Source organism: Clostridium sp. FS41 (genome assembly GCF_000954015.1).
Lineage (GTDB): Bacteria > Bacillota > Clostridia > Lachnospirales > Lachnospiraceae > Enterocloster > Enterocloster citroniae.
In genome coordinates, this window is sequence record NZ_JYHN01000081.1 from 166,910 (window position 1) to 179,704 (window position 12,795).

General features: G+C 51.7%; 10 protein-coding genes. 9 read left to right on the forward strand and 1 reads right to left on the reverse strand.

Features of this window, described 5'->3' with window-relative positions:
- Positions 1-162 precede the first annotated feature (162 nt).
- The 9 genes from CLFS41_RS26240 to CLFS41_RS30895 all read left to right on the forward strand — a co-directional run bounded on the left by CLFS41_RS26240 (position 163) and on the right by CLFS41_RS30895 (position 11,493).
- The gene (locus tag CLFS41_RS26240; protein ID WP_045094008.1) at positions 163-2,070 is read left to right on the forward strand and encodes a cation-translocating P-type ATPase; all 1,908 of its coding nucleotides are present in this window, start codon (positions 163-165) and stop codon (positions 2,068-2,070) included.
- A 129-nt stretch (positions 2,071-2,199) separates the two neighbouring features.
- The gene (locus tag CLFS41_RS26245; RefSeq protein WP_040415456.1) at positions 2,200-2,820 is read left to right on the forward strand and encodes a TetR/AcrR family transcriptional regulator; all 621 of its coding nucleotides are present in this window, start codon (positions 2,200-2,202) and stop codon (positions 2,818-2,820) included.
- Positions 2,821-2,892: 72 nt separating this feature from the next.
- Positions 2,893-4,638, forward strand: coding sequence for an ABC transporter ATP-binding protein (locus tag CLFS41_RS26250; protein WP_045094009.1), 1,746 nt, complete (start codon positions 2,893-2,895; stop codon positions 4,636-4,638).
- A 16-nt stretch (positions 4,639-4,654) separates the two neighbouring features.
- Complete coding sequence (locus CLFS41_RS26255; protein ID WP_045094010.1) at positions 4,655-6,382, forward strand: ABC transporter ATP-binding protein; 1,728 nt, start codon at positions 4,655-4,657, stop codon at positions 6,380-6,382.
- Positions 6,383-6,425: 43 nt separating this feature from the next.
- On the forward strand, positions 6,426-6,668 hold the full coding sequence (locus CLFS41_RS26260) for a FeoA family protein (RefSeq protein ID WP_007859147.1): 243 nt from the start codon (positions 6,426-6,428) through the stop codon (positions 6,666-6,668).
- The gene (feoB, locus tag CLFS41_RS26265; protein ID WP_045094011.1) at positions 6,665-8,695 is read left to right on the forward strand and encodes a ferrous iron transport protein B; all 2,031 of its coding nucleotides are present in this window, start codon (positions 6,665-6,667) and stop codon (positions 8,693-8,695) included. The genes CLFS41_RS26260 and feoB overlap by 4 nt, the downstream gene beginning before the upstream one ends.
- 13 nt (positions 8,696-8,708) lie before the next feature.
- Positions 8,709-9,014: a DeoR family transcriptional regulator gene (locus CLFS41_RS26270; RefSeq protein WP_007859145.1), complete on the forward strand. Its 306-nt coding sequence runs from the start codon at positions 8,709-8,711 to the stop codon at positions 9,012-9,014.
- Positions 9,015-9,181: 167 nt separating this feature from the next.
- On the forward strand, positions 9,182-10,120 hold the full coding sequence (locus CLFS41_RS30890) for a cache domain-containing protein (RefSeq protein WP_242856923.1): 939 nt from the start codon (positions 9,182-9,184) through the stop codon (positions 10,118-10,120).
- Positions 10,051-11,493, forward strand: coding sequence for a bifunctional diguanylate cyclase/phosphodiesterase (locus CLFS41_RS30895; protein WP_242856924.1), 1,443 nt, complete (start codon positions 10,051-10,053; stop codon positions 11,491-11,493). The genes CLFS41_RS30890 and CLFS41_RS30895 overlap by 70 nt, the downstream gene beginning before the upstream one ends.
- Before the next feature lie 201 nt (positions 11,494-11,694).
- Here the strand turns inward: CLFS41_RS30895 and CLFS41_RS26280 are convergent, their stop codons facing one another.
- On the reverse strand, positions 11,695-12,456 hold the full coding sequence (locus CLFS41_RS26280; RefSeq protein WP_045094012.1) for an AIM24 family protein: 762 nt from the start codon (positions 12,454-12,456) through the stop codon (positions 11,695-11,697).
- Positions 12,457-12,795 lie beyond the last annotated feature (339 nt).

Genomic DNA, 12,795 nt, shown 5'->3' on the forward strand with positions numbered 1-12,795 from the left:
CCGAGTCAACCAAGGTATGGATTTTTATTAATACTATTTTGGTTGACAACCTATACCCCCATAGGTATAATATATACATATACCCATATGGGTATATATGGGCGGGGGTTGAGGAAATCAGCCGGAGTCCGGCCCGCAGGAAAAGATGAAGGGAGAAACAAAATGCTGGAAAAAACAGAAAAGATGCTGGAATGGGGAGGAATGAAAAAGGATATCATATGTCTGGCCATCTCCGGCTTTGCACTGGCGGCAAGTATTTTGGGGATTCAGCCATTTTCCTTCCAGATGGCCTGGATCGCAATTATTTTGTGCGGCTTGCCCATCATCCTGGAAGCCGTCATAGGATTGGCAAAGGAATTCGACATCAAGGCAGATGTATTAGTCTCCATTGCATTGATCGCTTCCGTTATAATAGGAGAGGACTTTGCTGCCGGAGAGGTGGCTTTTATCATGCAGTTGGGAGCGCTGCTTGAAGATATGACCGTGGCCAGGGCAAGGGAGGGAATTGAAAAACTGGTTCATCTGACGCCAAGAACCGCAAGAAGGATCGCCGGCTCCGGGGGGCAGGAGAGCGCCGGGGTTCAGGAAATACCGGGAGAGCAGATCATACCGGCGGAGCAGGTACGGGTGGGGGACTTGCTCCGTGTTTTGCCCGGAGAGACCATCCCTGTGGACGGCGTGATCCTGTCAGGGCAGACCTCCATCAACCAGGCGGTTATGACAGGGGAGTCGCTGCCCGTTGATAAGCGTGCAGGGGATGAGGTGTCCAGCGGTACGGTAAACCAGTTCGGTTCCTTTGACATGAGGGCCGCAAAAGTAGGGGAGGACAGTTCCCTTCAGCGCATGATCCGTCTGGTCCGGTCAGCGGATGCGGGAAAGGCAAAGATCGTGGGGATTGCCGACCGCTGGGCAACCTGGATCGTCATCATTGCCCTGACCGCGGCCATGGTCAGCTGGCTGGCAACCGGGGAGATCATACGCGCGGTAACAATACTGGTTGTTTTCTGCCCCTGTGCCCTTGTTCTGGCAACGCCCACGGCCATTATGGCAGCGATCGGGAACGCCACAAAGCATGGCTTTCTTGTGCGGGAAGGGGATGCCCTGGAGCGGCTGGCTTCCATTTCCAATCTTACATTTGACAAAACAGGCACTCTTACCAATGGAAAGCCGGAAGTGGTGGCGGTACATAGTTTTAGAGAAGCAGTTCCGGAACATGCCCTTTACAGGTACGCGGCCGGTGCGGAACAGCGATCAGAACATCCCCTGGGAAAAGCAGTGGTCCATTCTTACCGCATAAGCTATGAAAATGAGATTCCCCAGCCGGAACAATTTCAAATGCTTCCGGGCCGCGGCGTGGCCGCCCTGGTAGACGGGCAAGCGGTCATTGCCGGTAATCAGGAATTGTTTTCCGAACGAAATATAAGAATTGAAGACAGGATACTGGAAAAGGCGGACCAATACCTGGACAATGGATGTACGGTCATCTTCCTGGGAGTTGGGAAAGAGGCGGCAGGGTTTATCGCCCTTGCAGATACACTGCGCAGGGACGCGGCTAAAACCATTGAGGAAGTAAAAAGGGCCGGCGTCACACCCGTGCTTCTCACCGGGGATCATGAAAATACAGCAAGGCATATCGCAGGGCAGCTTCACATCACCAATGTGCAGGCTAACTGTCTCCCGGAGGACAAATTAAAGTGGATCCATACATGTCAGAACCGGAACAAGCAGGTCTGCATGATGGGAGACGGGGTGAACGATGCTCCTGCCCTGAAAAAAGCATATGTTGGAATTGCAATGGGCGGAATTGGAAGCGATATTGCAGTTGACGCAGCGGATATCGTCCTTGTAAATGATGATATAAAGGAACTGCCTCATCTTCTGCGCCTTGCAAAGCGGATGATGGTTACCATCAAATGCAACCTTACATTTTCCATGACATTAAATGTTGTGGCCGTTATCCTTGCAATGACCGGAATCCTAAATCCTGTGATAGGAGCCCTTGTACATAATGCAGGTTCGGTGATCGTGATCCTTAATTCAGCACTTTTACTGAAGTGGAGAACTGTGTAAAGAGAAAAAAATTCAGTAACCACGTATTTTTACATTCACGATTGACAAACCAATGAGAAGGTTATAAAATAACGTTGTTATCAAATAGCAACGTTATTTTTTGAGTTAGAGAGGTATTGTAAGGACAGGATGAGACTGGTAAACGAAAAGCTGGCGGCAGATCTGCTGGAAATGGGGAAAAAAGAATTTTTACTCTGTGGATTTCAGGGGGCGAACCTGCGGAGTATTGCAGCCTCCATGGGGGTAACTACCGGGGCAATTTACCGTTATTACACGGATAAGGCAGAACTGTTTGGCGCGCTTGTGGAAAAGCCGGCCGCAGAGCTGTTGGAGCGCTACCGCGAGATACAAAAGTCCTTTTCCCAACTGCCTCTGGAACAGCAGCTATCCGGCCTGCCGGAGATATCGGATAATGGGCAGATCTGGATGATGAAGCATGTCTATGACAATTTTGATGCATTTAAGCTTATTATCTGCTGTTCCTCCGGCACCCGGTATGAGCACTATATTGACGAGCTGGTGGAGATAGAGGCCAATGCCAGCCATGCATTGATTGACCGGATGAATGAAAGCGGATATAAGCTTCGGCCCATTGATGATGAACTGATCCATATCGTATCAAGCGCGCTGTTTAACGGCATGTTTGAGACTGTACGCCATGACATGCCCCGGGACAAGGCGTTCGCCCATATGGACGGCCTCAGGGAGTTTTATTCCGCCGGATGGTTTAAGATATTGGGAATCTCATAGTTATGGTTCCCGATATATTTTTGACGCATAGTTAGTCGAAGCTAATTTTTGGGAAGCAGGAGGAAGGAACGGATGAAAAAGAAAAAGGAACCATCGCCATTCACCGTGTTATGGGGATGGGCAGAGGAGTACCACCGGGGTTTTCTGGTCTCCGTGGCACTGGCGGCAGCGGGAGTGGCCTGCAATATGGCAGCGTATTTCTGTATTGCCAAGATGATCGGCATTCTTCTGAAAGGAGGAGGCATCAGCCAATGTCTGCCCTGGTGCGGCATTGCGTTTTGCGGATACCTGGGCAAGTCGGTGCTCTCCAACTGTTCCACCGCCCTGTCCCATACAGCCACCTTTTATACACTGCGTGATCTGCGAAAGGAATTGCTGGCAAAGCTGTCCCGCGTTCCAATGGGCACTGTCTTGGATACGCCTTCAGGACAATACAAGACTACGATTGTGGACCGGGTGGAGGGAATGGAGCCCACCCTGGCCCATCTGATCCCTGAAATGACATCGAATCTGCTGGTTCCCCTGTCCATTGCAGTTTATATCTTTACACTGGACTGGAGGCTGGGACTGGCTAGTCTGGCCACCACCATAGTCGGGCTGGCCGCGGCATCCCAAAGCGGGAGGACCTACGCGGCCCGCTGGGACGGGGCGGTGGAAGTGGGACGGCGTATGGCCAACGCAATTGTGGAATACATAGGGGGGATCCAGGTGGTCAAGGCATTCAGCCAGTCGGCCGGTTCCTACAAAAAGTATTCAGAGGCGGTTGAGGAAAATGCAGGTTATTATGTGGAGTGGATGAAGGATAACCAGAAGTATATGGCCACAATGCAGACCGTACTCCCCTCGGTTCTGGTGACCGTCCTGCCTGTGGGTCTGTTCCTCTGGTCCGGGGGCAGCCTGTCATCCTCTGATCTTCTCACAGCCATTGTCCTTTCTTTGGGATTTACCGGCCCCCTGCTGGCGGCTATGTCCTTTGTGGATGATCTGGCAGTGGTGGGCACCAATGTGGGGGAGATTGCCGGGATACTGGATGCACCGGAACTTAAGCGGCCCCAGGCGTATGCTGCTGTTAGCGGACAGGCTATAGGGATGGATCAGGTATCCTTTACTTACGGAGCGGCGGGGGAGGAGGTCCTTCACCGGATCAATCTAAAGATCCGGCCAGGGACTGTGACAGCCTTGGTGGGACCGTCCGGTTCCGGTAAATCCACCATAGCCAAGCTCATTGCCGGGTTCTGGGATGTGACGGAGGGCTCCATTTCCCTGGGCGGGGTGGATTTGAGGCAGATACCACAGGAACAGCTGAACCGCCGGATCGCCTATGTGTCCCAGGAGAATTATCTGTTTAACTGCTCGGTCCGGGATAATATCCGCATGGGCCGCCTGGATGCCACTGACCAGGAGGTGGAGGCCGTGGCAAAGGCGGCAGGCTGTGATGAGTTTATCCGCGCCCTGGACCGGGGATATGACACCGTCTGCGGAGGCGGAGGAGGTCATCTTTCCGGAGGGGAGAAGCAGCGGATCTCCATTGCAAGGGCAATGTTAAAGGACGCGCCCGTGGTGATCCTGGATGAGGCCACTGCAAGCATTGACCCGGAAAATGAGGCGGTGATCCAACGGGCAATCTCAGCCCTGACCAGGGGGAAGACATTGATCGTGATCGCTCACAGGCTGTCCACCATTGCGGATGCGGATCACATCGTGGTGGTGAACCATGGGAGGATCGAAGCCCAGGGAAGGCAGGAAGAACTCTTAAGAAAATGCCCCCTGTATGCAAACATGTGGAAGGCTCATCTGGGAACCCAGGACGCGGCTTAAGAGGAGGGACAGAAGAATGTTTGGAATATTGAAAAAAATTTTTGGATTTGCAGGCAGCCGCAGGAAGCTGCTCATAAAGGCCATGGCCGTGGCATTTATGGGAACTGTATTTGCATCCATGCAGTTTGGTGCCCTGATGCTGTCCCTGGATATGATACTGGGACAGAGAAATACAGCCCTTCCGCCAGTGGTGGGCATTATGCTGGTTTCAATCCTGGGAAGGATGGCGTGCTTTTATTATTCCACCAATGGGGAGACGGAAACCGGTTATTTTATGGTGGCGGAAAGGCGGGTCCACATTGGGGACCGGCTGCGCTATATTCCCATGGGATATTTTAACAAGAATAGTTTGGGAAATATTACGGCAGTGGTCACAACCACCCTCAGTGATGTGGAGAACACAGCGGCCCGCTGCCTGGTCATGGTGATCGGAGGTTTTCTGAATACCTTTGCCCTGTGTCTGGTCCTGACAGCCGCTGACTGGAGGCTGGGATGCATTTCCATCTGCGGTATTCTGGTGTATGTGCTGGTCACTGAACTTTCACAGAAAGCAGCATCCGGGACCGGCCCAGCAAGGCAGCATGCCCAGGAAAATCTGGTGGAGGCGGTGCTGGAATATATTCAGGGCATGAGCGTGGTGAGATCTTATGGTCTGGAGAAAGACAATCACCAGACCATTGCCAGGACCGTGGATGAGAGCTGCGCCAGGGCGCTGTCCCTGGAGTATTCCGTGGTGCCCTGGGCGGCGGTCCGACAGATCACGGTGCGCTGTTTCAGCACACTGCTTGTGATATCTGCCCTGTCATTCTATACGGAGGGGACCATGACATTGTCCCGCTGCCTTCTGATGCTGGTGGCATCCTTTATGCTCTATCAGGAACTGGAGAGCGCAGGGAATATGTCGGATAACCTGCAAATGCTGGGGGCCTCCATGGATAAAGCCAATACCATTGACAAGACGCCCACCATGGATATCGAGGGGCAGGAACTGTCCCCGGACCACGGTGATATCTGCTTCCGTAATGTGAAGTTTTCTTATGGGGACAGAAGGATCCTGGACGGTGTCAGCTTTGTGGTCCCGGAAAAAACAACCACGGCCGTGGTGGGACCTTCCGGCGGGGGAAAGACAACACTATGCAATCTGATTGCACGGTTCTGGGACGTCCAGGAGGGGTCCATAACCCTGGGGGGATATGATGTGCGGGAGTATAAACTGGACAGCCTGATGAAGAACATTTCCATGGTATTCCAGAACGTATATCTGTTTTGCGATACCATAGAGAACAATATCAGGTTTGGAAGGCCAGAGGCCACCCGGCAGCAGGTGGTGGAGGCAGCTAAGGCTGCCTGCTGTCATGATTTTATCATGGATCTTCCGGATGGGTATGACACGGTTCTGGGAGAGGGAGGAAGCACCTTGTCAGGGGGAGAAAAGCAGAGGGTGTCCATAGCCAGGGCGATCTTAAAGGATGCGCCTGTGATTATCCTGGATGAAGCCACGGCCAGCGTGGACCCGGAAAATGAGGCGGAGCTACAGCTCGCCATAGATGCGCTGATTCGGGATAAAACCATTATCATGATCGCCCACAGGCTAAAGACAGTCCGCAATGCCCACCAGATCCTGGTGTTAGATAATGGCAGGATCGTCCAGCAGGGGACACATGAAGAACTGGCCGGACGGCCGGGGCTTTACCGGGAGTTTATCGGTGAGCGCAGGGAGGCTGTCAGCTGGAAGCTGGCTTGACGACCGATGGATCACGCATGTGAGCACAGAGAGGAGAGGGAATATGAAAGGGAATATGAAAAAGCTGTCGGAAGCAGACAATGGTGAACAGGGTGTGATCTGCGAGATCCAGGGGGATACCAGGTTTTTAAGCAGGGTCACCTCCATTGGCCTTACCATAGGCTGCCCGGTGACTGTTCTTCAAAATGAGAAAAAGCATCCCGTCCTATTGTACAGCCGGGATACCATGGTTGCACTTAACCGTGAGGAGTGTGAAAGGATTCAGATCGGGGGTGAGGGAAAATGACAAAGACTTTCGTTGATCATCCGGTCATCGCTCTGCTGGGACAGCCCAACTCGGGAAAGTCCACCTTATTTAACGGGCTTACGGGTTTGAGGCAGCATGTGGGAAACTGGCCGGGAAAAACAGTAGAGCAAAAGGAGGGATATTATAACCGGAATGGGATCAGATATACGGTAACGGACCTGCCGGGAACCTACAGCCTTTCCGCCAACTCAGATGAGGAGATCATCACAAGGGATTACATAGCCGGAGGAAAGGCGGATGCGGTGTGCATCCTGGCAGATGCGTCCCAACTGGAGCGGAGCTTATTTATGCTGGCGGATTTTGCGGGGATTAGGACGCCGGCCCTGTTGCTGCTGAACATGATGGATGTGGCCGCGGAGCAGGGGAAAACCGTGGATGCGGGGATGCTTGAGGAACGTTTGGGGATTCCGGTCGTGCCCTTTACTGCCAATGATGTCAGAAACTACGGCGGGTTTTATGAGGCCCTTGACAGAGTCCTGAGGGAACGGCCGGTGCTGGATACCGGGCTGTTGGAGCGGAAGTACATGGACACGGAGCATTTTCCTGAAGTTTGCAGGCTGATGCCGGAGAACGGCATGGGTGATTATTCGGGCTTGTGGCTGGCGGCAAAAGTCGTGGAGGGAGACGTGCCCGTGACCGCTAAGGTGAAGGAACTGCTGGATGAGAAAGACAGGACAGAACTGGACGGACTTCTCTCAGAGATCAGCCATGGCGCTCTCCTCACCGGGCAGTGCAAGTTTGCGTGGATCGACTGTATTCTAAAGGGGGCCGTGGAGGGAAAGAAAAGAACAGCTTCCCTGGGAGCATTTGACCGTGTGGCTACCAGCAGGCGGTGGGGAAAACCCCTGGCTGTTGCCATCATCCTTCTGGGGCTGGTGGCGTCCTTTATCCCGGCCATGCCCTTTATGGTGGGAGGAAGTCTTCTGCCCTCAGTATTGACTCCGGCCCTGACCCATGTGCTGGAGGCAGTGGGAGCGCCCGGGATCCTCATCAGGCTGGTGTGTGATGTGGGGGTGAACGCCCTGTATTTTGCCATTTCCATGATCGGATTTGTCTTTGGAATCACGCTGGTGTTTGGGTTTATTGAAGAGATCGGCTATATGGCCAGGATCTCCTATGTATTTGACCAGACCATGGCAAAGCTGGGGCTTCAGGGCAAGGCAATCATGCCTTTTCTGGTGAGTTTCGGCTGTACCATAGGAGGTGCGGCAGGCACGCGGGTGATCGATAACTGGGGGCAGAGGATCCTTACCATTGCTCTTGCCTGGGCAGTGCCCTGCGCGGCGACCTGGGCCATTGTACCGGTGATATCCAGCGTATTCTTCGGGTCCTGGGCGCCTCTTGTAATTGTGGCGATCTTTGTTGTGGCCCTTGTACATATGTGGATCACCTCCAAGGTGTTTGGCCGTTATCTGATAAAAGGGGAGCGCACAGGACTTATTATGGAGCTTCCGCCTTACCACAGGCCCAGATGGGGCAGCCTGTTCCGGTATGTGTTTGGCAGGACAAAGGACGTGCTGGTACGGGCGCTGAAGGTGATACTGATGATCTCCCTTATCTTCTGGCTGCTGTCCTACACTTCGGACGGCAATGTGGAGCGCAGCGTGATCTACCGGGTTGGCACCTTTATTGAACCGGCGACCCGTATCTTTGGATTGAGCTGGCAGACATTTCTGGCCTTTGTCTCCTCAGCGGTGAGTAAGGAGGCGGCCCTGGGGGTTCTCAGCTCTCTCTATGCGGGAACGGGCACGATTTTTGCCTCAACCGTAGGCGGAGCGGAACAGGCAGCCAATCTGGGGGAAATATTGGCAGCCAATATCGGGCGTGCAGAAGCTCTTGCATTTATTTTTGCAGTCACCTTTAATATCCCCTGCATTGTGGCAGTGGCCTCCACCTATCAGGAGACCCACTCCGCAAAATGGACAGGAAGGATTGCCCTGTACTATGTGGGAATGGCCCTTCTTATGTCGTTTTTGGTGTACCATGTGGGTGTGATCCTATTCTGACAGGAGGATGGCTGTGACAGGACTTTTGAGATTATTGAAGGAGGGCAGGGCCTGGTCCGTGGAAGAACTGGCCGGCCGGCTGGAGACCAGCCAGGAAGACATCAGACGCCAGGTGGAGTATCTGGAGCATACGGGCTTTCTTCGCAGATTGGACAGCATGGGACGGTGTGCCGCGGGATGCGGTTCGGCCTGCGGTTCCGGATGCACACGGGGCCTGGGGATGTCCGGGATGCCGGTGATGTGGGAGGTTATAAGCAAATCTGAGTACCAGGAGATTCCGAGAATACACTATTGCAAAGAGGAGAATGCATTGTTATAATAATACTGAATTGAAAAGTGATGCTGCGGTTTTCAGCTCATTATGATCATGAGGGCTTGGGCAGACTGTTATCAGTCTGCCTTTTTGGTATTTTTGATGGAAAAGGGAACCACTGCCCTCGTCCGCTGAGGAGCGGATTCTGTCGGGCATATAAAGGAGGAATGGCTTTGGAAGAGGGGACCATAAAAAAGCAGATCATCCTATCCGGAATTTTGGTTGCTGTCATCAGCGGAATACTGATGTTCATAGGCTGTGTTGTCTATGGAAGCATAAAGGGCGCCCAGGAAAAGGAAGCACAAAAATACATGAGAGAGGTCGTGTCGCAGTATAGAAGTATTATCACGGCGCAGATCGATGGTGACCTGCAGACCCTGGATGCACTGGCTGCCTTTGTAGGGCAGGATGAGACAGTGGACTTTGACTTTATACTCCCGCGGCTGGAAGTGGAAAGCCGCCGCAATGACTTTGTACGCATGGGGTTTATATCCACGGATCGGAAGGGGTATCTGATGGATACGAATGGGGAGAAGCGCTATGATATTGATTTAAGTGACGAAGATTTTATACAGGAAACCCTATCCGGCAAACCTGTGGTATCAGAGATAACAGAGGACAGATTTTCAGGTGAGACCGTTGTTTTTTATGGGGTTCCGGTCACACATAATGGAAATATAGTGGGGGCCATCACAGCCACCCGCCTGGCCTCCGGCTTTTCTGAGATTATCAGCGGGGAGATATTTGGCGGTGCTGCCTATATCCATGTGGTGGATTCCCAGGGGAATTTTATCCTTCGCTCTGAGCATGCAGTCATTGACAGACCCCTGAATAATGTTTTTGATGACGGGGAGATTGCGGAACAGACCCGTTTGTCCATACTTTCCGATATGGCAAGGGGAGGGGATTCCTTTGCCACCTTCCGGTTCCGGGGAAATGACTACTGGGCCACCTTTATTCCGGTTGGGATCAATGACTGGCAGATCTTCTGCCTGGTTTCCCATACGTTCCTGAATCATAATTTCAGTGCGCTGTTCACCGTATGCCTGTGCGTCATGGCCTGTATATTGGCCCTGTTTGTTGTATTGTTTTTGTATATTTACAGTATTTAAAGAAAGGGGAAAAGACGCTTCAGGTCCTTGCATATAAAGATATTCTTACAGGGGCGGATAACCGGAACCGCTTTGTCAAAGACCTGCCCGACATGCTCCAGGAGCCATGGGACCATGCCATGGTATTGATGAACATTACGGGATTTAAATTCGTCAATGAATTTTTTGGATTTGAAAGGGGAGATCTCCTGCTAAAGCATATTGCAGGCGTATTTCATGCTAACATCAAGGAGGGGGAGCGCTTTTACCGGGATAGTGCGGAACATTTCGGTATGCTGACCCGCTATGACAGCAAAGAAGCGCTGATTGCCGGAATTCAGAAAATACAATCTGAGATCAATGCTTACACGGTGAGCCCCAATCAGGATTACCGCATAAACTGTAATTTCGGGATTCATATAATACGTGCCGGGGATGCAAAGGCCAACGGACTATCCCCGGATGCGGTGATCAACGGCGCGCAGCTGGCGCTTGACAGTGTGAAGGGCAATACGGCCATCCTGTTTGCGTTTTATGATGAAACCATCCATGAGAAGGCCCGTAAAAAAACAGAGATTGAAAGTCAGATGCATTCGGCCCTGTCCAACGGGGAATTCCACATGTATCTCCAGCCAAAGTATTATCTGAGTGATCCCAATAGGGAAGGTCCGGCACCGGAACGTCCGGCACAAGGAGACACGGTATCAGGAGGACCTGTTCTGCACAGTGCGGAAGCACTGGTGCGCTGGTATTCAGGAGATGGGACCATACACTATCCGGATGAGTTCATCCCGGTGTTTGAAGAAAATGGATTTATTACAGAGCTTGACATGTATATGCTGGAGGAAGCCTGCAGGAAAGTTTCATACTGGATCCGGCAGGGATATAAAGCAGTTCCCATTTCTGTAAATCAATCCAGAATCTTTTTCTATGATGAGGAATATCTTAATAAGTTCCATCAGATTGTGGACCGTTATCACATCGATCCGTCCCTGATCATACTGGAAGTGACAGAGAGTGTGGCTATGAGTAATTTAGAACAGGTTAAGATGGTCATTAAAAAGCTGCATCATATGGGATTTTCCATTTCCATGGATGACTTTGGAAGCGGATATTCATCCCTTAATACACTAAAGGACCTGGATATTGCGGAGCTGAAGCTGGATAAGGAATTCCTGTCCGAACAGTCCACATCACCCAGGGGCAAGGTGGTCATTGAGAGCATGATCCACCTTGCAAAGTCGCTATCGATCACAACGGTTGCGGAGGGAATTGAGAATGAGATGCAGCTGGAATTTTTGCGGTCCATAAGCTGCGATATCGGCCAGGGGTATTATTTTGCAAAACCAATGCCCATAGAGGAGTTTGAACAGTCCATCCTTCAGATTACATAAATCAACCCGGCAGACAGGCAACGGAATCCAGGGAATCAGAACCCCTTTCTGAGACAATTGAGATCATAATAGAGACCAGACGTTTCAGGTGACATTGGAGCCTCTGGGGGAAGCAGGCAGTCGAAGACGTCCAATAGACAAGTTGATGCATGTCAGGCGCAGCGAAAAGCTGCGCCTGTTGTTTTGTATGGACAAATGGTATTATTTTGCAACAGGGGCCAGAAGAACCTTGCCCGTGCCGCGGTATACATTGACCAGGCCTTCCCCGGAGGCCGCGGATCCGATCAGGGATTTGCCGGAACGCTCCACTGTAAAATTGAGGCTGCCGCTCCAGGCGATTGCCATGTTTCCATCTATCTTAAGTACATCGTTGTCCAGGGTTATCTCCACTAATTCTTCTCTGGGGCAGGGGGACTCCAGACAGAGGACTCCGCTGCCGTTAATGCCCAGGTTAAACAGGCCTTCCCCGCCGGCCACGGCAGAGGAGAGATTGGAACGCATGACCGCTTTATGCTTTAAATTGGAATCGCATGCCAGGAACAGCCCGTCATCCAATACAATGGAGCCATTCCAGTCCGCCAGGTCAAGCAGGATGATATGGCGATAGGTTGGCTCCAGTACCATTGTGCCATCACCTGTGTATTCCGGCTTTATTGCACTTTCGCCGGTTACTTTTCCACGGACTGCTTTGCCGAATAAGTCGCCCACTCCTTTAATTCCAGTGGTGGCATTTACATTTCCTGCCATCCACTGCATGGCGCCGGCCTGGAGGGTGATGTCAGCCTTACTCAGGTCGCATACCACCTGGCGTTTGCGGACATTCATGGCCGCGCTGAAGTAAGCGGTTGCAGCGTCCGAGGGCATAACGCTCAGATCCCTTTGATATTCGATTACAGTAAAGGGACCTAACTGGTCAAGTATTTTGACATCATCGTTATTCGTGAAGTTTGAAATATGATACATGATAGCATTCCTCCTAAAAGTATAAGTAGTTTATGTATGTTTTTGATAATAAGCTAATTTAACTGGAAAAAATAGTAGATAAAGTATTAAATTTTTTAAAATGAATGTTCAAAAATTCCTTGACCCTCACGTTACGTGATAATATAAGATAAGGATACCCTCAGTGGACAAGGGGATACACGCCCCAACCGCCGTCTTTTGGCGGCTGGCCGCGTTAACGTCAGTCGGCGTACGTCCAGTACGCCTCCATCCGTTGCCTTACCAGCCACCAAAATACGGTGATTGGGGTCCGAAGGAGTTTTGCGCCTCAGATTTGTGATTCTGCAAGGCACTGGAACG

Coding starts and splice junctions, on each gene's coding strand:
- CLFS41_RS26240 (WP_045094008.1), top strand. CDS start 163: ATGCTGGAAAAAACAGAAAAGATGCTGGAATGGGGAGGAATGAAAAAG.
- CLFS41_RS26245 (WP_040415456.1), top strand. CDS start 2,200: ATGAGACTGGTAAACGAAAAGCTGGCGGCAGATCTGCTGGAAATGGGG.
- CLFS41_RS26250 (WP_045094009.1), top strand. CDS start 2,893: ATGAAAAAGAAAAAGGAACCATCGCCATTCACCGTGTTATGGGGATGG.
- CLFS41_RS26255 (WP_045094010.1), top strand. CDS start 4,655: ATGTTTGGAATATTGAAAAAAATTTTTGGATTTGCAGGCAGCCGCAGG.
- CLFS41_RS26260 (WP_007859147.1), top strand. CDS start 6,426: ATGAAAGGGAATATGAAAAAGCTGTCGGAAGCAGACAATGGTGAACAG.
- feoB (WP_045094011.1), top strand. CDS start 6,665: ATGACAAAGACTTTCGTTGATCATCCGGTCATCGCTCTGCTGGGACAG.
- CLFS41_RS30895 (WP_242856924.1), top strand. CDS start 10,051: ATGCCTGTGCGTCATGGCCTGTATATTGGCCCTGTTTGTTGTATTGTT.
- CLFS41_RS26280 (WP_045094012.1), bottom strand. CDS start 12,456: ATGTATCATATTTCAAACTTCACGAATAACGATGATGTCAAAATACTT.